The 18,614-nt window shown below is 64.7% G+C and carries 22 protein-coding genes and 1 pseudogene; 8 read left to right on the top strand and 15 right to left on the bottom strand.

The genetic code is table 11. The features are described from left to right. Positions 1-167 precede the first annotated feature (167 nt). From ACVINW_RS16960 to ACVINW_RS16970, 3 genes are all read left to right on the top strand, one after another. Positions 168-506 (top strand): hypothetical protein, encoded by a 339-nt coding sequence (locus tag ACVINW_RS16960; RefSeq protein WP_456752363.1) that lies wholly within the window; start codon positions 168-170, stop codon positions 504-506. Between the two features lie 158 nt (positions 507-664). Next, entirely contained in the window at positions 665-997 is a 333-nt protein-coding gene (locus ACVINW_RS16965; RefSeq protein ID WP_456752364.1) for a hypothetical protein, read from the top strand. A gap of 180 nt (positions 998-1,177) precedes the next feature. After that, on the top strand, positions 1,178-1,858 hold the full coding sequence (locus tag ACVINW_RS16970) for a ParA family protein (protein ID WP_021081815.1): 681 nt from the start codon (positions 1,178-1,180) through the stop codon (positions 1,856-1,858). A gap of 64 nt (positions 1,859-1,922) precedes the next feature. On the opposite strand, the gene ACVINW_RS16975 is transcribed toward ACVINW_RS16970, so the two are convergent. Together ACVINW_RS16975 and ACVINW_RS16980 are read right to left on the bottom strand one after the other, a co-directional pair. Next, on the bottom strand, positions 1,923-2,066 hold the full coding sequence (locus tag ACVINW_RS16975) for a hypothetical protein (protein ID WP_456752365.1): 144 nt from the start codon (positions 2,064-2,066) through the stop codon (positions 1,923-1,925). Positions 2,067-2,221: 155 nt separating this feature from the next. Further along, the gene (locus ACVINW_RS16980; RefSeq protein WP_456752366.1) at positions 2,222-2,518 is read right to left on the bottom strand and encodes a DUF4282 domain-containing protein; all 297 of its coding nucleotides are present in this window, start codon (positions 2,516-2,518) and stop codon (positions 2,222-2,224) included. Between the two features lie 265 nt (positions 2,519-2,783). Between ACVINW_RS16980 and ACVINW_RS16985 the strand changes: the two genes are divergently transcribed. From ACVINW_RS16985 to ACVINW_RS16995, 3 genes are all read left to right on the top strand, one after another. Beyond that, positions 2,784-3,242, top strand: a complete 459-nt coding sequence (locus tag ACVINW_RS16985; protein ID WP_456752367.1) for a MaoC family dehydratase — start codon at positions 2,784-2,786, stop codon at positions 3,240-3,242. Positions 3,243-3,250: 8 nt separating this feature from the next. Continuing rightward, positions 3,251-3,733, top strand: coding sequence for a MaoC family dehydratase (locus tag ACVINW_RS16990; RefSeq protein ID WP_456752368.1), 483 nt, complete (start codon positions 3,251-3,253; stop codon positions 3,731-3,733). Positions 3,734-3,904: 171 nt separating this feature from the next. Continuing rightward, on the top strand, positions 3,905-4,048 hold the full coding sequence (locus tag ACVINW_RS16995) for a hypothetical protein (RefSeq protein WP_024584466.1): 144 nt from the start codon (positions 3,905-3,907) through the stop codon (positions 4,046-4,048). A gap of 88 nt (positions 4,049-4,136) precedes the next feature. Here the strand turns inward: ACVINW_RS16995 and ACVINW_RS17000 are convergent, their stop codons facing one another. The 7 genes from ACVINW_RS17000 to ACVINW_RS17030 form a co-directional block, all read right to left on the bottom strand. After that, positions 4,137-4,274, bottom strand: coding sequence for a hypothetical protein (locus tag ACVINW_RS17000; protein ID WP_456752369.1), 138 nt, complete (start codon positions 4,272-4,274; stop codon positions 4,137-4,139). A 226-nt stretch (positions 4,275-4,500) separates the two neighbouring features. Further along, a complete protein-coding gene (locus ACVINW_RS17005; RefSeq protein WP_456752370.1) occupies positions 4,501-4,923 on the bottom strand; it encodes a hypothetical protein in 423 nt (140 codons plus the stop codon). A gap of 154 nt (positions 4,924-5,077) precedes the next feature. Next, positions 5,078-6,034 carry a hypothetical protein gene (locus ACVINW_RS17010; RefSeq protein WP_456752371.1) on the bottom strand — a complete coding sequence of 319 codons (957 nt, stop codon included), beginning with the start codon at positions 6,032-6,034 and terminating at the stop codon, positions 5,078-5,080. A gap of 147 nt (positions 6,035-6,181) precedes the next feature. Next, entirely contained in the window at positions 6,182-6,616 is a 435-nt protein-coding gene (locus ACVINW_RS17015) for a nuclear transport factor 2 family protein (RefSeq protein WP_456752372.1), read from the bottom strand. Positions 6,617-6,813: 197 nt separating this feature from the next. Beyond that, positions 6,814-7,074: a hypothetical protein gene (locus ACVINW_RS17020; RefSeq protein WP_456752373.1), complete on the bottom strand. Its 261-nt coding sequence runs from the start codon at positions 7,072-7,074 to the stop codon at positions 6,814-6,816. Positions 7,075-7,197: 123 nt separating this feature from the next. After that, positions 7,198-7,641: a nuclear transport factor 2 family protein gene (locus tag ACVINW_RS17025; RefSeq protein WP_456752374.1), complete on the bottom strand. Its 444-nt coding sequence runs from the start codon at positions 7,639-7,641 to the stop codon at positions 7,198-7,200. A gap of 448 nt (positions 7,642-8,089) precedes the next feature. Then, positions 8,090-8,881, bottom strand: coding sequence for a hypothetical protein (locus tag ACVINW_RS17030; RefSeq protein ID WP_456752375.1), 792 nt, complete (start codon positions 8,879-8,881; stop codon positions 8,090-8,092). A 195-nt stretch (positions 8,882-9,076) separates the two neighbouring features. Between ACVINW_RS17030 and ACVINW_RS17035 the strand changes: the two genes are divergently transcribed. Next, complete coding sequence (locus ACVINW_RS17035; protein WP_456752376.1) at positions 9,077-9,316, top strand: hypothetical protein; 240 nt, start codon at positions 9,077-9,079, stop codon at positions 9,314-9,316. Between the two features lie 338 nt (positions 9,317-9,654). Here the strand turns inward: ACVINW_RS17035 and ACVINW_RS17040 are convergent. Then, positions 9,655-10,641: pseudogene (locus tag ACVINW_RS17040) on the bottom strand (IS30 family transposase); the annotation flags it as partial. A gap of 877 nt (positions 10,642-11,518) precedes the next feature. Here ACVINW_RS17040 and ACVINW_RS17045 point away from each other — a divergent pair. After that, on the top strand, positions 11,519-11,905 hold the full coding sequence (locus tag ACVINW_RS17045) for a hypothetical protein (protein WP_456752377.1): 387 nt from the start codon (positions 11,519-11,521) through the stop codon (positions 11,903-11,905). 459 nt (positions 11,906-12,364) lie between these two features. Here ACVINW_RS17045 and uvrB read toward each other — a convergent pair whose 3' ends face one another. The 5 genes from uvrB to ACVINW_RS17070 all read right to left on the bottom strand — a co-directional run bounded on the left by uvrB (position 12,365) and on the right by ACVINW_RS17070 (position 18,480). Next, positions 12,365-15,277, bottom strand: a complete 2,913-nt coding sequence (gene uvrB / locus ACVINW_RS17050; protein ID WP_456752378.1) for an excinuclease ABC subunit UvrB — start codon at positions 15,275-15,277, stop codon at positions 12,365-12,367. Positions 15,278-15,566: 289 nt separating this feature from the next. Further along, on the bottom strand, positions 15,567-15,773 hold the full coding sequence (locus tag ACVINW_RS17055; RefSeq protein WP_456752379.1) for a hypothetical protein: 207 nt from the start codon (positions 15,771-15,773) through the stop codon (positions 15,567-15,569). After that, the gene (locus ACVINW_RS17060; RefSeq protein ID WP_456752380.1) at positions 15,770-16,006 is read right to left on the bottom strand and encodes a hypothetical protein; all 237 of its coding nucleotides are present in this window, start codon (positions 16,004-16,006) and stop codon (positions 15,770-15,772) included. The genes ACVINW_RS17055 and ACVINW_RS17060 overlap by 4 nt, the downstream gene beginning before the upstream one ends. Positions 16,007-16,364: 358 nt before the next feature. Continuing rightward, complete coding sequence (locus ACVINW_RS17065; RefSeq protein WP_456752381.1) at positions 16,365-17,585, bottom strand: NAD(P)-binding domain-containing protein; 1,221 nt, start codon at positions 17,583-17,585, stop codon at positions 16,365-16,367. After that, positions 17,578-18,480 carry a LysR substrate-binding domain-containing protein gene (locus ACVINW_RS17070; protein ID WP_456752382.1) on the bottom strand — a complete coding sequence of 301 codons (903 nt, stop codon included), beginning with the start codon at positions 18,478-18,480 and terminating at the stop codon, positions 17,578-17,580. The genes ACVINW_RS17065 and ACVINW_RS17070 overlap by 8 nt, the downstream gene beginning before the upstream one ends. Between the last annotated feature and the right edge of the window lie 134 nt (positions 18,481-18,614).

Below are 18,614 nucleotides of genomic sequence, written 5' to 3' on the forward strand. Positions count from 1 at the left end.
ATGACGCAACGATACTCGCTCTAATAGAATTGGCAAGCGTTGCGGCTCGGGGCGACAGATCCTCCGTCCTCGGCGTGTCATCACGCCCGCTTGCACTTCTGCGTTGCTTCACCCACACTCCCCGAAACGACACCTTAACCACGCTTGGTGACACCTTGGGGGGACGCATGGGGACCGCCGGTTCAAGGAGTTTTTCGTTTGCGTTGATATCAGGGCTCGCCGTTGCGCTGCTGCTCCTGCTGCCGGGCCGAGGCGAGGCCTACACGCCGGACCAGCAGCAGGCCTGTACGCCGGATGCATTCCGGCTCTGTGGCTCGGATATCCCCGACGTCGATCGCATCACCGCCTGCATGATCAGGAACAAGGCGCAGCTGTCGCCGGCCTGCCGCGTGTTCTTCCGCGGAGGTCCTGAGCCGCGTGAGGCGAGCGAGCGCGAGGAGCGGCGTCCGGTCGCAGCCAAGCGGAAGGTCCACAAATCGCACAAGGCGAAGAAGTCCACGCACTGACCTTGTTCCCATCGTGCGCACGGGTCGCCCGGCTGCGATTTCAAGGGTGCGATACGCGACAGACTGACGCCTTGTGACGCTGTCACGCAGCATCATCTCTGGGGTTTGTATTGTCAGCCAGATCCGTTCCCGCCAGTGGAACGGATGGAGTGGGACGCGTGAGCCAAGACTGCAAGCCAGAAGACTACAAGCAAGAGATCGACCGGCACTTCGCCTGGTTCGAGGCCAAGCTTCCGGAACGGCCGGCGCGCTTCGTCGCGTGGCTGCGCCGGCCGTCGTCGCGCTATGTGCGGATTCCGCTGGCGATCCTCTTGATCGTCGGCGGCATCTTCAGCTTCCTGCCGGTGCTCGGACTCTGGATGCTGCCGCTCGGACTCCTTTTGTTCGCGCAGGATGTTCCGATGTTGCAGAAACCCACCGCGCAATTGCTCGGCTGGATCGAGCGCAAGTGGATCGCGCGTGAGCGCGCCAAGGCTGCCGAAAAGCGCTAGGCCGAGTCAAATCAAGCGCTTAGCGCTTCCATTTTCGGTTGTGTCATAAGTTGAGTGTGACTCAAAAAGCAAAATGCACCGGTAATCTTGGCCACTTTGCGGATTGCAAGAAATTTTTTCTTTCGCGAATCAGCGCTCTGATTCATTTTCGCCTCCTGGGGTCAATCTGGAGGCCAACGTATGAACGTGATTGTTTTCGCTTCGCGTAAGGGGGGCTCGGGAAAAAGTACCCTGGCTGCTCACCTCGCCGCGCAAGTGCACAAGGCGACGAAACCATGTCTGCTGATCGACGCCGATCCGCAGGGCTCGCTGACGCTCTGGCACAAGCTGCGCGGCACCAACGAGCCGGCGATCAAGACGGCGGTGAACTCGGTCAGCGGGATCATTGCCCAAGCCAAGCGTGACGGCATCGAGTGGGTGTTCATCGATACGCCGCCGAACCTGTCGGCTGTGGTCGACGACTCGATCAAGAACGCCACGATGGTGATCATTCCGGCGCGGCCCGGCGTGTTCGACGTCAACGCGGTGCAGGAAACCATTCAGACCTGCCGCTCGATGCGCAAGCCCTATGCCGTCGTGATCAACGGCGCGCCCGCGCAGCGTGACGGCGCCGAGAGCCGCATCGTCGCGATCGCACGCGAGGCGCTGGCGAAATTCCGCGCCCCGGTGTGGAGCGGCCAGATCACCAACCGCGCCGATCTGCTGATGGCGCTCGGCCAGGGCGAAGGTGCCCGCGAATATTACGCGGAAGGCCGCGCCGCCGCCGAGATCAACCGGCTGTGGGCTGCGATCGAACGCTCGATCAAGGCGATCCGCGGCACGGCGTCGGCCTCCGGCGCGATGCACAAGCAGGCGGCGTAACAACGCCGCTTCTCGTTCGAACTGGAAGAACGCGCGGCACTCGCGCGTTTTTTGTCGACTGGCCTCACGCCACCATCAGCAGATAGAACACGATCACCGGCGCCAGGGTCAGGATCACCGACCAGATGCCGACAGCCCACAAAATATCCTCGGTCGTAAAGCCCGGCTCGGCACCGGACCTCACGGCAAAACCATTCCTCGAATTCACGACGCCCCCGCGTTGCTCTCATGCAATGCGCAAGGCTGATACGCGAGCGGCTTTAATATCCCGGTTGGAATTTCGCAGGCATTTGCGCGCGGGCGCTACTTCGGATTAACCACGGCCGGCGCGGCCGGCCGCATCCGGCAGGCCCTCCGATAGCCTCAGTGCATGCCCCCGTCGCGATCGCGGATCGCGCCGAGATGCTCGTTGATCCGGAACACGATCAGGATGAACTCGGCGGCGATGCGCGAGAATACGATGCCGACGAAGATGCTGGCGATCGACGCAAGCAACTGGATGAAGCCGACGAACGGGCTGATCGCCATCGCCGTGAGGCTCCACAGGATGCCGGAGATCCCGAACAGCACGATGACGGCGATCACCAGCCAGTAGAACGTCTTGATGATCGTGGGCGTGATGAAGCGGTCCCACTGAAACAGATCCTGGAAATCGAACATCGTGGTTCTCCCGGCAGGCCGAAATATGATTCGCGTCTCGTTCATCCTACTGCGTCACCCCCGGCGTTGCGCCGGGCCAATGGTGCGCCACGGCGCCGAAGCGCCGCTGCACCACCGGAATCGATACCGCAGGAGCCCCATGTCCCGCCGGTGGCGAGCCCGGACCGGGCGCCGGCAGTCCAGGGGCGAGCTATGCGAGCAGGCCGGTTGTGATTGCCGCAAATAACGGCCACAATCGGGCTTCCCTCCGGCATATCCTCATCCAATGACCACGCTGACCTTCGAAGACTTCAAGCCCGGCCGTTTCGGCACGTTCGGCCCGCGCCACGTTTCGCGCGAAGAGATACTCGCCTTTGCCGCCGAATTCGACCCGCAGCCGATGCATCTCGACGAGGAGGCGGCGAAGAAATCCATGCTCCGCGGCCTGTCGGGCTCGGGCTGGCATCTCGGTTCGCTGATGATGCGGATGCTGTTCGACGGTTTCATCGGCCGCACCGCCTCGCTCGGCTCGCCCGGAGTCAACGAGATGCGCTGGGTGGCGCCGCTGCGTCCGGGCGACGATTTGACGCTGGATGTCGATGTGGTCGAGGCGCGGGTTTCGAAGAGCCGGCCCGAGACCGGCATCGTCACCTTCAAGGGCACGATCCGCAACGCGCGCGGCGAGATGTTGTGCGAGATGGAATCGCCGATCATCATCAGCCGCCGTGCCGGCGCGACCGCATAGGGGGCATCATGCGCTTCTTCGAAGACATGGAGATCGGCGCCCGGCGCGCGTTCGGCTCCTTCACCTTCACGGCCGAGGACATCAAGCGCTTTGCCGCGCAGTTCGATCCGCAGCCGTTCCATCTCGACGAGGAGGCGGGGCGCAACTCGCTGTTCGGCGGGCTTGCGGCGTCGGGCTGGCACGTCGCCAGCGTCTGCATGAAGCTGCTCGTCGCCGACGGCAAAAAGCTCGCCGCGGAAGCCGCCGCGCGCGGCGAGACGGTCGCGGTCTGGGGCCCGTCCCCGGGCTTCCGCGAGCTGCGCTGGATCCGCCCGGTGCTGGCGGGCGATACGATCAGCTTCACCAACCAGGTCGAGACCAAGCGCACGTCCGAGAAGCGGCCCGAATGGGGCATCCTTCAGGCCCGCAATACCGGCGTCAATCAGCGCAATGAGGTGGTGTTCTCGTTCCTGGCGATCGCATTCGTGCCGCGCCGGAAGCCCGGTTCCTGATGTGGCCCGCGCACCTCTGATGTTGCCCGGGCGCCATGGTGGCGGACTAAGTCTGCTGCCGACGTAGTTGTGCGTTGCGCGGAATCCATATTTTGCTAACGCATTTTGAACCTTTGTCCCTGCCTATGGTTTGTGGACTCGGACATCTGGGCAAGCACTACTGGGGATACCATGGCAGATCGCAGCGCGTTGAAACTCGTCGGCATTATCTTCGCGACGGTGACGCTGGTGGTGATGCTGGCGACCGGACTTGTCGTGAAGGGCTTTGCCGACGGCAATTATTCCTTCGAGACCACCGCGAGCATCGATCGCTGAGCGACCGTCTGTTGCTCGCGGGAGCGCAGGGTGGCGCCTGTTTCAATGTGACCCGTCGGCGGACGACGTCACACTTCGCGTCTCCGGATTAACGATTCCAGATCAGCACCATCACGACGGTCGCGGCGGCCAGGATGCCGACGAAGCGGATCATGATCGTGCCGATGCCCTGCTGCGGCTGGCGCAGCGGTATCGGATCGGCGTTGTCCGGCCGGACGCTCTGCATGAATGCTCTCCAAATCGATGCCCTGCTCAGGCGCGGTCCGCTCGGTCAATTCCGGATTGGGCGCGGGCCCGGCATCTCCGGTTCAAATCGGCTTCGGCAAAAACGACATCGCGGAGTGTACACCGCGCTGCATAACGAATCGTTCTGCGCAGGAGGCGGGCACGCAAAACGAAGCCGCCGCCTCCCGGGGAGGCGGCGGCTTGTCGGTTCGCAGACCTGATCGGGTTCAGCTGTTGCGCAGGCCGTCGGCGGCGCGCTTCCACTGCGAGACGTTGTCGGCGATCATGCGGGTCGACTTCATCGCGGCCTGGCTGAGCTGGGCATAGCCGGAGATCTCGCGCTGGACGCGCTGGCCCTCGGCATGCAGCAGGTCGCGCAGGCTCTCGAGCTCGCCGATCAGCTTCTCGATCTCGGCCAGCGAGGTGCCGGCGACGCGCTGGATCAGCGAGTTGACGTTGCTGACGGTGGCATCGGTGTTGGTGTCGGCCGGCGCGGTCTCCGGGCTCGCCACCGGCCGGCGCAGATAGGCGATATCGTTGCGCACGAAGTCGCGGATGCCGGCTTCGACTTCCGAAACCGCGGCGAGGTTGGTGTCGACCTCGGACGTCGTTTCGACTTCGGCTTCCTCGGTACGGTTGGTGGCGTTCATCGGCTTTCCCCTGGATCGCAATAGCGAAGCGCGGCTTGTCCCCCGCACGACGAATTGATGAAGTTACGGACCTATCAGTGCCGCCGAATTTGACCGCATCTGGGCCAAGTTGGGGCAATGCCTGATCATTAGCGCGACAGGGCTAACAGATCGTTCACCATGAGTGCTTGTAGCCGGCGCCGATGCTCTTGCTGATCGTGCCCTGGGGGGTCTCGCCGACCGAGCCGGAGACGGTGACGCCGTCGAACAGCTTCTGCTCGGCGCCGACCCGGCGCAGCCATTTGTCGTCGGTGGTCGACAGCGTCTGGCCCGCGGTGATGCTGGTGCCGGTGTCGTTGACCGACAGGCTGGCTGACTGATCGGTGTTGTAGCTGCTCGATGGACGGCCGACGATGCCGGGCACCGGGACCACGCCCTGCTGGATCACATTGTAGCCGTTCTGCAGCGTCAGCGAATACTGCTCCGACAGCGGCACCGACTTGCTCAGCGAGGTGCCGACCTTGCTCTGGTCGGCGCCGGGGTCGACCCGCGCCTCGACCGAGGTCTTGTCCCAGATCGACGCCACGCCGCCCGTCGAGATCGATGCCCAGGCCGAGCCGCCGGACTGCGGCAGGCTGCCGCCATTGGCGAGCCGCTCCGACAATTGCTCCGACGTGGTCATCGTGCCCTGCCTGGCGACAGTCATGTCGGCGCCGATGCGAGTGTCGAGGAAGGGCGAGACCGACTGCTTGACCGACACCGCCGACGAGCCGTTGGCGTTGCTGTTGGTGGTCCAGGACGGATCGTTGCCGGTGACGCTGGCGCGCCTGGCCGCGTTCTTCGGTGCCAGCGTGGGCAGGCTGGTGGAATCGGTGTCGAGCTGGCTCCAGTCGAGCTTGCTCTCGTCGATGTCCTTCAGGAGGTCGGCATCATTGGCATCGGCCGCCGGCGGCGTCGCGTCGGGCGTGGCCTCGGCACTATCGGCAGGAGCGTCCTGCGCCGGGGGCGTGATCCGCAAGGGCGCGGGCTGCACCGGCGGAGACTGCGCCGCGGCCGAAAGCGCCAGCGCCATGCAAAAGCCGGCCGCCAGCACCGGCAGCCTGGCCCAGCCAAATCGCAATGTGGAAGTCATTCCCAGCCCGCAAATTCCAAAGCGGCAGCATGCATTTGCCGTGGCGCAAAATTGCGGCAACGGGCCTGCAAAGGCAAGTGAGCAACGCGTGATCGCGATGACCGGGACCGCGCGAAGGGCCCCGGACATGACGAAGGCGTGACGCCGTCAGACCGCGATGCGCGGCAGATGGATCGGGTAACCGACAGTCTGCTCGACCAGGTCGAAACTGTCGATCAGCGCGCGGAAGCTCATGAGCTTGCCGGCCTTGAACTGCGCGAAATGCGCGATCCGGACCGAGATCGGCTTGTTGGAGTCCAGCGCGGTCAGCGAATAGCGCAGCATCGACGCCGCGGAATCCGCACCCAGCATGATCTGCTCCCGGTCGAAGCGGTGAACCCTGAGGTTCTCGCCGATCTGCTTGATCACCTCGAGCACGGCGGCCTTGCCGCGGCGCGCGCCGAAGAAGGAAAACAGGTCGATCGGTCCATAGATGGCCCATTCGACCTCGTCGTCGAGCATGAGCTCGATATCTGCAAGCTGGCGTTCGTTGATCGCGCGATGCAATGCGCGCGAAAAACGCCAGAGGCTATGCTCTGTCATTTTGGTCTCGTCCTGAAACTGGATTTTCAACGCAAACGAATGGCAGGGGGTCAGCGCCGACGCCCTGCCAGGTTGCTGCACATCGCTATTGCCGGCTGAAATAGGGCCGAGCGGCAAAAACGCAAATGACATTTTTGCAATGCACAATTGCGGAGGTCTTTGCCGGAATGTGGCCGCCGCCAGATTGTGACCGCAATTCAGCGGTCGCGCTGCCGGATCGGCTGTCGTTCGATCACGATCTCGGCGTCGCGGATCGCGACGACAGCGAACAGCAGCGCACCGCCGATGCCGCCGATCGCGGCGCCGAGCGGCATGAAGGTGAAGAACACCAGCGTTCCGCTGTCGATTCCCGAGGTTTTGGCCATCCCGATCCAGGTCAGCCCGGCTCCGATGCCGAGCGCGGCGCCGCCGAGGGCACCCAGTGCCAGGCCAAGCACAGCGAGCAATGCGACTTTCATGATGATTTCAGCCCCGACCGCAACAAGCCCAGTGATAGGTCCGCGCCGGGCCGGCGAGGTTCAACGCTGGGCTGTGCAAATTTGCCGGCGAGATGCCGGGGTGTGTCGTCCGGCTTCGAGCAGCTATTCCGCGGTCTGGCCGAGCAGCGCCGCGGCGACGTCGCGCTCCAGCACCTGCTGGACCAGGTCGAACGTGTCGATGATCTCGCGGATCTCGGTGATCTTGCCGTCGCGCAGCGTGTAGAAAACCGCAACGTCAAACTGCACCACGCGGCGGTTGTTGCGCTTGCGGAAGAACACGCGCAGCTGGGCTGCGACCATGTCGCCCTCGGCCACCACGGTTGGCGCTTCGTAGCGCATGTCGGAATAGCGCTCATGGATCGTGGTCCACATCTGACGCAGCGCGGCCTTGCCGCGGTGCTGGCCCATATGCGGAAGAATGTCGATCGGGGCATTGGCGAGAAACGCGATGTCGTCGCTGCAGCGATCGAGCGCGCCCTCGATGCCGCCGGCATAATAGACGTCGAGGAAGTTCAGGACGCGCTGCCGGTTCAAATCCTCGCCCATGATCGACCCCGCCGGTTCCGTCCGACTCGCCTCTGGCTTGCCCTGGCTCACATTGTGACCCGAAGTGTCACACAATCAAACACATGTTTGACGCGCGGAACCGGATTAGGTTCGGCAACCAACACGTGCATTGTGGCACAATTTGCACACGGCGCGGCGGTCCGCAGACGTGAAGCGCGCGGGGCAGGTTGCCGCGAATTAATGAAACCTCGCCGCGCGCGCCCGGTTGGACCGGCATGGGCGACGGGTCCGCGATCAGGAGTTCCTCATGAGCAATACCATGTCGCGTGCGGTCGCCGCTGTTCTTGCCTCCGGATAGCCCATCCGAGCGCGCGCCGCGCGACGGTGAGCCGGCGCCGACGCCGGTCGAGGCCTTGAGCTCCTCCGGGGCCGACCCGAGCGATCACGCCGGTTCGCTGTCGCGGTGCGCAATCCTGCAGCGAGCTAGTCAATCCGCCGGCGCGGCCTTGCCGGTCACGAGATCGATGATGAAGCGCTTCTTCTTCTCGTTGCCCTCCGGCACGAAAGCCTCGCCGGGCAAGAGGTCGTGAAACAGTTCCTTCGGCTTCGCAAAGCCTGCGCCGCAGGCGGTGCGGATGGTCTCGTCGTCGGCGTAGTCGACGTCGACCGCCACCGTGTTGCGGCGCGGACCGGCGGCGAGGTTTGAGAGACCGAAATATTTCGGACCCTCGTTGCACATCACGACATTGAAGCCATAGGCGCTGACCGCATCCTCGGCGCGGAGCAGGAAGTCCGGCGTGATCTCGATCCGCCTGCCGGACTTCCTGCTGAACTCCATCCGCGCGACCGCGCTTTCGACGATACCCTGGCCCATGTGACCGACGGTGCAAACCAGCGCGTCCTGCTGGTCGTCCTTGGGCTGGTCGTTGGGCAGCACGATGCAATCGTGACCCTGCGCGCCGGGCAGGAAGCGGATGAAGCGGGCCGTCTTGCCGGCTTGCTCGAACAGCGCGACGCCGCCGAAATCGGTCGCGTGCGGCTCGCATTCGCTTTCATAATTGACGGCGAGCAGCGCAGGGCCGGCGGCGAGGAAGCGTCCGGCGTAGCGCTCCTGGGTCAGCTTGACGTCGCAGGCGCGGCCCCCGCCATTCGGATAGAATTTTGCCCGCGTGCAGCTCGATCCCTTGATATTGCCGGCGGCGCAGAAGGTCGCGAGCAGCGCGCGGTCGCTGTCCTCGGCGCGGGCCGGGCTTGCGATGAGGCACGCGGCGAAAAGCACCGCCGCGCAAAGTGCCGGGGCGAAGCAGGCCAAAGCAGTATGTGGTGTCCGCATGATCTTCAAAACGCTGTCCGCAATGCGGCGGCATTTAGAGCACGATGGCGAGCTCCGCGCAGCGAATTTCTGCGGCGAGGCCGATGGGAACCGGGCGGCGGCTCGATCGTTGATGCCGCATCATTGCATTGGAGCCGCATCATGAAATCAATTCTTCTCGCATCCGCCATTGCCGTCACCGCGCTTGCCGCAGCGTCCCCGGCCGACGCCAAGGGCTGCATCAAGGGCGCTGTTGTCGGCGGCGTCGCCGGCCATTATGCCGGCCATCACGGCATGCTCGGCGCCGCGGCCGGCTGCCTCTACGGCCGCCATCACGCCAGGGAGCAGGAACGCCAGCGCCAGCAGCAACAGGCGCAGCCGTCGCAGCAGGAAAAGCTGTAAGGCAAGATCAGTTGTGAAGTCGTCGTGGAACGTGAAGGCACGTTCCGGGAACGCCGCCCGCTCGGGCGGCGTTGTCTCGTTGCGTAACGGAGACGATGATGACGAAACCAAAGACAAAGACCATCCAGCCCGTTCCCGACGACAACAAGAGCCACAAGGGCCCCGGCAGCGCCCCCGGCGTTCCCCTCGACACCACCAAGGGCCATCGCGACGACGAGAAGCACAACATCCGCGAGCAGGCCGCGCACGGCAATCTGACCCAGAACACCAGCAACAAGCGATCGGGGTAGGGCACGAGGCGGCGCCATATCCCCGGGTCGTCCTGGCGAAAGCCAGGAGGTGGATTCACACTCGAAGTGCAACACTTGAGAGAAGGCCTCGAGAGGGGTTTGGAAGTCAAGGCATTTGCGCGGGGTGTTGTTGTAGGCGTTGATCGACTGGCGGAGGCGGCGCGTCGGGAAGGTCGCGAGATCGGTTTTGCGTGGAATGAAGCGGCGCATCCGACCGATCGCATTCTCGATGCCGCCCTTCTGCCAGGGCGCGTGCGGATCGCAGAAGAAGGTCTCGATCGCGAGGCGGTGCAGCTCCAGGTGACAGGCGAACTCGGTCCCATTGTCGAAGGTAACGGTCTGGCACAGGCCTTCCGGCAAGGCAGCAAACAAGCGGACGAGATGACGGGCGATACCGCGCGCGAGCTTGCTGGCGATGCGGATGCCGAGCAGCAGGCGCGAGGTGCGCTCGTGCACGGTCAGGATCGCCTGACCGTATTTGGAGAACATCATCAGGTCGGCTTCCCAATGACCGGGGGCATTGCGATCGGCGGCCTCGATAGGCCGTTTGTTCAAGGAAACACGGCCTTCTATGAAGCTTGCGGGACTGCCGCCCTTCTTGCCGCGGTAGCCGCGTTTGCTCTTGCCGCGTGGCAGATAACGCCGCCAGCTGAAGTCCGAGGTGCGTCGGATCTGGGCGTATATGAAGCGGTAGATGGTCTCGTGGGAGATCACCTTGCGGCCGTGTTCGCGGGCCAGCCGGCCCGCGACCTGCTCGGGCGACCAGCCCCGACCAAGGCGCTCCAAGACCGCGCGGCGCAGGCCGGGCTCCCGTTCGAGGCGTACGCCCGTCCAGCGCCGCGCTCGCATCTGTTGCTGGGCATAGCTGGGTTTGTAGCCGACCTGGGCGCCAGAATTGCGGTTCAGCTCCCGAGAGATCGTTGATGGCGAGCGATCCAGAGCTGCCGCGATTTGCCGCACCGAGCTGCCATTGGCTGAAAGCCGGGCAATCTCGCATCGCTCGTCCAGGGATAGCTGCTCGTAACTCCGCCCCATCGCAACACCTCCTCAAGGAAGTGTTGCACTTCGTTTGTGAACTCAGGGGACTCATAACCACCGCATTCAATTGTGAACGGGATCGTAGCCACAGCGTCGCGCGTTTGGGGCAATGGGCCCCGTGCGCAATGGCCACCAGGCCGGGACGCTGGGAATCTGATTCACCTGTCAAACAGCCTCTTCGATGTCATCACCCGCGCATGCGGGTGATCCAGTATTCCAGAGACAGCAGTGCTTGAATCGAGAAGCCGCGGCGTACTGGATCGCCCGCTTTCGCGGGCGATGACAGTTGAGGATGAGGACACAGCTCCGCATTCTCGCGACATGATTTGTCCGAGCTTTGCTCTTTCTTTCCACCCTCTCTCGTTCAGAGGGCGCAGGGAAAGCCGGGTGCCGATCGCACCCATGGGCCCCGAGCAATGGGGTAGAAAGCTCGGGGGTAGGACCACAGGTGTAACCGGAGCAATCCGGCTTTCCCTGCGCGATGGCTTACGGCTTATACGTGCTCTCCCCGGCGAGACTTGGCTTTGTTGTCACCGTCTTCACAACGCGCACTGCGCAATCGGAAGAGACACCTACCGCTAGGGCGTCAGGCCTGCACGATTTCGCCGTCCGCCTCATGCGCACTCGTCAGTTGCGCAATCGGCGTCCACCGCATCTCGACCCGCGTTCGTGACGACCGCGAAGCGCCCCTCGTGTCGGGTGAGACGGGCGGAATTGAACATCTGATTTGCCCGACGACGGAAGCGCTATTTTGCCCGTCGGGGTGATTTGTCGCACCCGGCGATCTCGTGCCGGCGCGTGACGCGCATCATGTCGCGGGTGGCCGGGCGCGGCTAGATTGGCGGCGTCGGACCACTGCCAAGGAAACGCCGCCATGAACGCCATCACTGCACCGAAATCGCCCGCGCAGAACCGGCTCGAAGGCTTCGCGCTCGCCGCCATCCTGCAGGGCCTGCCGACCTTCGCCGCCGCCGTGCTCGTGCTGAAGATATCAGGCGCGCGCGAGATCGTCGGCGAACGCTACGGCGCCGCGATCTTCGTCGTGCTCGCCTCGCTGGTCTACGCCGCGATCATGCCGCAGCTTGCTGCCAAATTCCCAAGGCGGTTCGGCAACGCCTACGCGCCGATGTTCTTCGACGCGGGCCTGTCGTTCTCCGAAAAGATCGCGCAATGGCGCGCCCAGCCCAGCGTCTCGCTGCAACTCGTGACGACGATGATCATGCTGTCGCTGTTGGCGGTCGCGGTGGCGAGCGTGGGGTAAGCAGTCCCATCTTGCCATTACAGGCAACCTGTCCTACCTGCGATCTACAGATTAGGGACGAACAGGCGGTCTTCGCCCTTGATTCCGAGAGTCGGTTACCCCAACTTCCTAAGAGCAGACCAGCGTTTGATGATCTTGATTAATCCAATTTCGATAGAAAAAATTTGTTCAGAGAGAAGTCTCAAAGACGTTTGGTCTATCGAAGTTGATTTTCTCGCTAAAGATTTGGAAAGAACTGAAAAGCCAATCCAGCCAACAAATTCTCTCCAACTATGCTCGAGATCCAATTTGTTGGCGACTCGATGCATGTCAGCCAAGGAAAGAGACCTGACTGGATCGTCTAAGAATTCAGGACGTGGCGGCTCGGTGCCTTCACTGTATGCTTCGACAATGTGGCTTCGCTTCATTTGATCGAGCCATTCTTGATCTTGCTTTTACAGAGCTTGGCGCGCGTCACGCTCACCTCTTCTTCCACCCACCGCGCTTCCCCGGCGCTCCCCCGCTCGACCGCGGCGACGGCCCGAACTCCGGCCCCGACTGCCGCGAGTCGGTCGGCTGGATGATGCGGCTCGTGGTGCCGAACGGTTTTGCCGGCAGCGCGCCGCTGGGGCGGAAGGGGAGGGATTCCGGGCCGTGCATCTCGTCGAGGTCGGGCTTGTGCACGCGGGAGCCGGACTTGCCGCCGCGGCTGGCCTTGAGCGAGGTCTGCGCGGACTTGTTTTTCAGCGCTGAGACCGGCAGGTTGGCGGCATCGCCGTACTTTCTTGTGCCGGCATAGGCGCCGGCCTGCTTCTGCACGTTGCGCTGCTTGGCGGTGGGGTCGTCGACCACGGCCATTTCGGTGGCGCGCAGGCGCTTGACCTCGTCGCGGAGGCGGGCGGCTTCCTCGAAGTTCAAGTCGGCGGCGGCCTCGCGCATCCTGGTTTCGAGATCGCTGAGCACGGCCTCGAAATTGTGCCCGATGCTGATGACGTCGTCCGCCATGCCGCCGTCGCCGATCTCGACCAGCACGTGGTCGCGCTCGTAGACCGAGTTGAGGATGTCGCCGATCGACTTCTTGACGCTCTCCGGCGTAATGCCGTTGGCCTCGTTGTACTCGACCTGCTTCTCGCGCCGCCGATTGGTCTCGGCGATCGCGCGCTCCATCGAGCCGGTCATCCCGTCGGCATAGAGGATCACCTTACCGTCGACATTGCGCGCGGCGCGGCCGATGGTCTGGATCAGCGAGGTCTCGCTGCGCAGGAAACCTTCCTTGTCGGAGTCCAAAATCGCGACCAGCGCGCATTCGGGAATGTCGAGACCTTCACGCAACAGGTTGATGCCGACCAGCGCGTCGAACGCGCCGAGGCGCAGGTCGCGGATGATCTCGATGCGCTCGATCGTGTCGATATCGCTGTGCATGTAGCGGACGCGGATACCCTGCTCGTGCAGATATTCGGTCAGATCCTCGGCCATGCGCTTGGTCAGCACGGTGATCAGCGAGCGATAGCCGGCGGCGGCGGTGGCGCGGACCTCGCCGACGAGGTCGTCCACCTGGGTGCGGGCCGGGCGGATATCCACCGGCGGATCGATCAGCCCGGTCGGGCGGATCACCTGCTCGACGAACACGCCGCCGCTTTCGTTCAGCTCCCAGCCGCTCGGCGTCGCCGACACCGCGATCGTCTGCGGCCGCATCATGTCCCATTCCTCGAAGCGGAGCGGGCGGTTGTCCATGCAGGAGGGCAGGCGGAAGCCGTATTCGGCCAAGGTCGCCTTGCGGCGGAAGTCGCCGCGGAACATGCCGCCGATCTGCGGCACGGTGACATGGCTTTCGTCGGCGAAGATCAGCGCGTTGTCGGGGACGTATTCGAACAGCGTCGGCGGCGGCTCGCCGGGGCGGCGGCCGGTGAGGTAGCGCGAATAGTTCTCGATGCCGGCGCAGCTCCCGGTCGCTTCCATCATCTCGAGATCGAAGGTGGTGCGCTGCTCCAGCCGCTGCGCTTCCAGCAGGCGGCCCTGGTCGTTGAGCTGGTCGAGCCGCTGCTTCAGTTCCGATTTGATCGACTTGATCGCCTGCACCAACGTCGGGCGCGGCGTCACATAGTGCGAATTGGCGTACATCTTGATGAATTCGAGCTCGTCCTGCTTGTGGCCGGTGAGCGGATCGAACTCCTCGATGGTCTCGATAGTGTCGCCGAACAGGTTCACGCGCCAGGCGCGGTCTTCATAGTGCGCCGGGAAGATGTCGATGACGTCGCCGCGGACGCGGAAGGTGCCGCGGGTGAACTCGGCCTGGGTGCGCTTGTATTGCAGCGCGACCAGGTCGGCGATCAATTGCCGCTGGTCGATGCGCTCGCCCTTCTTCAACGCGAAGGTCATCGCGGTGTAGGTCTCGACCGAGCCGATACCGTAGATGCAGGACACCGAGGCGACGATGATGACGTCGTCGCGCTCGAGCAGCGCGCGCGTCGCCGAGTGGCGCATGCGGTCGATCTGCTCGTTGATCGAGGAATCCTTCTCGATATAGGTGTCGGTCCGCGGGACGTAGGCCTCGGGCTGATAGTAGTCGTAATAGCTGACGAAGTACTCGACGGCGTTGTCGGGGAAGAAGCTCTTGAACTCGCCATAGAGCTGCGCGGCCAGCGTCTTGTTCGGCGCCAGGATCAGCGCCGGGCGCTGCGTCGCCTCGATCACCTTGGCCATGGTGTAGGTCTTGCCCGAGCCGGTGACGCCGAGCAGCACCTGGGTGCGGTCGTTGCGCTGGATGCCCTCGACCAGTTCCGCGATCGCGGTCGGCTGGTCGCCCTTCGGCTCGTAGGGCGACTTGATCTCGAAGCGCACGCCGCCTTCGGATTTCTCCGGGCGCGGCGGGCGGTGCGGGGTCCACACCCGCATCGAGCCGTCATCCTTGCGGAACTCGGGGCGGCCGTCGCGGATCAGATTCTCCAGCGCGTCGGCGGTGGCCTTGACGCCGAGCGCCTCCATCTTGCTGCGCGGCGGACGGGCCAGCGCCTCGTCATCGTCCTCGGCGGTCGGCAGCCCAAGCTGCCGCGCCAGTTCCGGATCCAGCGTCGGGATCGTGGCCGAGGTGCCGTAATTGGCCTGCGGGGCCTCCTCGAGCCCGGAGGCATCGCGCTTGGCGACGCCTTCGCTGGTCTCGCGCGTCGACGCCCGCGCGCGATGCGCGGCAGCCTCGCCGCCGGCGCGGCGGTCCCAGGAATTGTCCGGCGGCGGCTGCAGGCCGGTGCCTGAACCCATGCCGGCGTCGCCGCGGTTGATCGCGGGATTGAGCAGTTCGGCCAGCGCCGGTCCGATCGGGAGCACGTCTGGTCGATGAGCTTTGGATTTGGGGGATTTGCCGGGCTTTTTCGGGGTGTTCGGTGTCTTCGCCATGCCGGGAATATGGGACGAGTCCGGCAGCGAGAAAAGGGCAAACGACGGCTGGATTGGCGCGCAGCCGAGGCTGCTGACAGCAGGGTGGCAGCAGGGCAAAGGCCGGTGCAGCGCGTCAGGATGACCGGATCGGTTTACGCAGCTTGCTCAGTGTCATCACCCGCGCATTTGCGGGTGATGCAGTATTCCAGAGACGGTCGTGGCTTGAGCCGATAAGCCGCGGCGTACTGGGTCGCCCGGCCAAGCCGGGCGACGACAACGGTGGATGAGGACAAAGCTTCACACCCTCTCAGGCGCGCGGCTTGTCCACGATGTCGAGATGGATGCCGCCGCAGCCGTCGCAGCGCATGGTCCAGTATTCGGCGGCGCGGCCCGGGATGACGCGCAGCAGCGAGAGCCGGGCGGCGCATTCCGGGCAATCGGTGCGGACCTGAGCCGGCCAGACCGGATCCGGCTCGCATTGCGGAATGGCGGCAATCATGACGTTGCCGGTCACGCCGACACTTTGGCCACCGGCAGCATCATGCCAGACCGTTGTGGGAATCGGTCGATAGCTCTCTTCGCGTCGTCGATCGCCGCATCCGGATCGGACCACGCAAAGCCGATGTCGAGCGTCGGAAACGGCATGCCATCGATGACGACCGGCCTTTGATCGACCCGTTGAATCCTGGCGTGCCATTGCCCCTTCCCCACTTCGAACGACGTGATCTCAAAACCGCTGTAAATCATGGCGACCTCGGGATGCCCTTCTCATAGGAAGCACGGGCGCACGGTGCCCTATGTGAACCAGATCACAAATCGCGCGGTTTATTTCCGCAGAGTGGCGGAACTTGGCGCTGGGCTCCCTCTCCCCGTTCTTACGTTCTTACGGGGAGAGGGTTGGGGTGAGGGGCCGTCTCCGCGCTACGGTCAGAGCTGTGTTTGCGGAGACTCCCCTCACCCGGAACGCATCTGACGATGCCTCATAGCCGAAGCTCTGCTTCGGCGTTATCGAGAACGGCCGCCGAAGGCGGCTTATGCCTCTCCCCGCACGCGGGGCGAGGTGAAGCAGAGGCTGCCGTTTGATTTGAGGTAAGTTTGCTCGTCCCTATCGGCGGGCCGCGATGTGGTCGGCGAGATCGGCGGCGTCGTCACCGACGCCCGACAGGAACGAGGATTTCATCTTCGACAGCCATTGCAGGCCGAGGAAATAAAGGCCCGGCACGTCCGAGACGCCGCGGCGGTGTCGTGGTGCTCCATCGGCATCCAGCACCGGTATGTCGATCCAGCCGAGGTCGAGGCCATAGCCGGTGGCCCAGATCACCGAGGTGATCCGCTCGGCGCTGAGGTCGAGTGTCGCAAGCGGCGCAGACAGGCACGATGGGTCGGGCAAGCGCATGCGCGCCAGGGGATCGCCGGGATGATCGAGGCCGCGGGCCGCGACGAAGTCGTCGACGATGCCGAGGAATGTCGCGCAGTAGGCGTCGCCATTGGCGATGTTGACGGCGAGATCGGGCGCGATCTCGAGCACGCCGTCGCGTGCCGCAATGATGCGGCCGAGCAGCATCACGCCGTCGGCGGCGAAGCGGCGGAAATCGATGGTGTGGCCGCCATGCGCGCCCGAGATCACCGGCAGCAGGCGGGACGGGCCGCGCTGCTCGACCGGCGTCTGGTCGATGCCCATCTCGGCCAGCCACCAGAACAGGTCACGCCCGCGATAGCGGCGCGGCAGCCGGTTGTGACGGCCGACCGAGAGGAAGACCCGGCGGCCGGCGCGCATCAGCTCGTCGGTGATCTGCGCGCCCGAGGCGCCGGCGCCGACCACCAGCACCGCGCCATCGGGCAATTGCGCAGGATTTTTGTACGCGCTGGCATGGACCTGAAACAGGCCGGGGTGATCGCGCAGCAGCGCCGGCCGCAGCGGCCGCTGATAGGGGCCGGTGGCGACCACGACATTGCGGGCACGGATGCTGCCGCCGGCGATCTCGGCAACGAAGCCGGCGGCGTCGCGGCGCAGCCTCGACACCTCGGCACCGCAGCGGAGCGGCGGCGCGACGAAGGCGGCATAGGCCTCGATGAAGGCTATGATCGCCGCGGTGTCCGAGAAGCCGTCGGGATCGCCGTGCGGAAAGGCAAACTCCGGCAGCCGCACCGACCAGTTCGGAAACTGGAACATCAATCCGTCCCAGCGCTCGCTGCGCCAGCGCTCGGCGATGCGCCGCCGCTCCAGCACCAGATGTGCGATGCCGCGCTGCTTCAGCCGATGGCTCATGGTGAGTCCGGCCTGGCCGCCGCCGATCACCAGCGTGTCGATGGTCTCCTCAGGCACTGCGCGCTCCCTTGCGGCGGGCGGCGGGTTCGGCGGCGGCGCGGATGATCCAGCGCCGGAACGCGGCGAAGTCGCGCTGCTCGGCGTGGAAGCCGCGATAGACCAGATACCAGCGCATGCCCTTCGGCACGCTGAGCGCAAACGGCGCCACCAGCCGGCCGGCGGCGAGATCGTCATCGATATAGGGCCGGATGCCCATCGCGATGCCGAGCCCGTCGCTGGCTGCCTGCAGCGCCTGGCCGTAGAACTGGAATTCCGGCCCGCGCGCGGTCAGGCGCGGCACGCCGGCGGCCTTCAGCCAGGATGGCCAGTCGTCGGGCGAATGCGCGACGCGGATCAGGCTCGGCCCCTTGAGATCGGCGGGGCGCTTCAAGGTGCCGGCGAGCCGCGCGGTGCAGACCGGCATCAGGTCGGCGGCGAACAGCGGCTCGGCGACCAGGCCCGGCCACTGGCCGTCGCCGAGCTGGATGCCGCAGCTCCAGTCGTCGGCGAACGGCACCGCCATGCCGCCGGTCGTGATCCGCACCTCGATGTCGGGCTCGGCTTTGCGGAACTCGGCGAGGTGCGGGATCATCCACTTCATCGCGAATGTCGGCCCGACGCCGACGGTCAGCACCCGCGCGCTTGCCGACGCCGTGACCTGCGCGGTGAGGCTCGCCAGCGCATCGAAGATCGGCGTCAGCCCGCTCTGATAGGCGCGGCCGGCCTGTGTGGTGACGAGGCGGTTGGCCTTGCGCTCGAACAGCGCGACGCCGAGCCGTTCTTCCAAGAGATGCACCATCCGGCTGATCGCGGCGGCCGAGACGTTGAGCTCGCTGCCTGCGGCCGCGAAGCTGCCGGTCCGCGCCGCGGCCTCGAACGCCTTGATGCCGTTGAGAAAGAGCAGCCGCCGCATGAACCCTCAGGAAAACTGATGCAAGGGCAAGATAACTCGGTTTGCGGGCAGAGGCCAAGCGGCGCAGTAATATGCAGCGATCGTTTGTGACGCCTCGCCCCGCTTGCGGGGAGAGGTCGGCGCGAAGCGCCGGG

The sequence above is a fragment of the Bradyrhizobium sp. USDA 4461 genome (assembly GCF_054055655.1).

Bases quoted from the DNA above. Each gene is read 5' to 3' on its own strand.
- ACVINW_RS16960 (WP_456752363.1), top strand. From the start codon at position 168: ATGGGGACCGCCGGTTCAAGGAGTTTTTCGTTTGCGTTGATATCAGGG.
- ACVINW_RS16970 (WP_021081815.1), top strand. From the start codon at position 1,178: ATGAACGTGATTGTTTTCGCTTCGCGTAAGGGGGGCTCGGGAAAAAGT.
- ACVINW_RS16980 (WP_456752366.1), bottom strand. From the start codon at position 2,518: ATGTTCGATTTCCAGGATCTGTTTCAGTGGGACCGCTTCATCACGCCC.
- ACVINW_RS16985 (WP_456752367.1), top strand. From the start codon at position 2,784: ATGACCACGCTGACCTTCGAAGACTTCAAGCCCGGCCGTTTCGGCACG.
- ACVINW_RS16990 (WP_456752368.1), top strand. From the start codon at position 3,251: ATGCGCTTCTTCGAAGACATGGAGATCGGCGCCCGGCGCGCGTTCGGC.
- ACVINW_RS16995 (WP_024584466.1), top strand. From the start codon at position 3,905: ATGGCAGATCGCAGCGCGTTGAAACTCGTCGGCATTATCTTCGCGACG.
- ACVINW_RS17000 (WP_456752369.1), bottom strand. From the start codon at position 4,274: ATGCAGAGCGTCCGGCCGGACAACGCCGATCCGATACCGCTGCGCCAG.
- ACVINW_RS17005 (WP_456752370.1), bottom strand. From the start codon at position 4,923: ATGAACGCCACCAACCGTACCGAGGAAGCCGAAGTCGAAACGACGTCC.
- ACVINW_RS17010 (WP_456752371.1), bottom strand. From the start codon at position 6,034: ATGACTTCCACATTGCGATTTGGCTGGGCCAGGCTGCCGGTGCTGGCG.
- ACVINW_RS17015 (WP_456752372.1), bottom strand. From the start codon at position 6,616: ATGACAGAGCATAGCCTCTGGCGTTTTTCGCGCGCATTGCATCGCGCG.
- ACVINW_RS17020 (WP_456752373.1), bottom strand. From the start codon at position 7,074: ATGAAAGTCGCATTGCTCGCTGTGCTTGGCCTGGCACTGGGTGCCCTC.
- ACVINW_RS17025 (WP_456752374.1), bottom strand. From the start codon at position 7,641: ATGGGCGAGGATTTGAACCGGCAGCGCGTCCTGAACTTCCTCGACGTC.
- ACVINW_RS17035 (WP_456752376.1), top strand. From the start codon at position 9,077: ATGAAATCAATTCTTCTCGCATCCGCCATTGCCGTCACCGCGCTTGCC.
- ACVINW_RS17045 (WP_456752377.1), top strand. From the start codon at position 11,519: ATGAACGCCATCACTGCACCGAAATCGCCCGCGCAGAACCGGCTCGAA.
- uvrB (WP_456752378.1), bottom strand. From the start codon at position 15,277: ATGGCGAAGACACCGAACACCCCGAAAAAGCCCGGCAAATCCCCCAAA.
- ACVINW_RS17060 (WP_456752380.1), bottom strand. From the start codon at position 16,006: ATGATTTACAGCGGTTTTGAGATCACGTCGTTCGAAGTGGGGAAGGGG.
- ACVINW_RS17070 (WP_456752382.1), bottom strand. From the start codon at position 18,480: ATGCGGCGGCTGCTCTTTCTCAACGGCATCAAGGCGTTCGAGGCCGCG.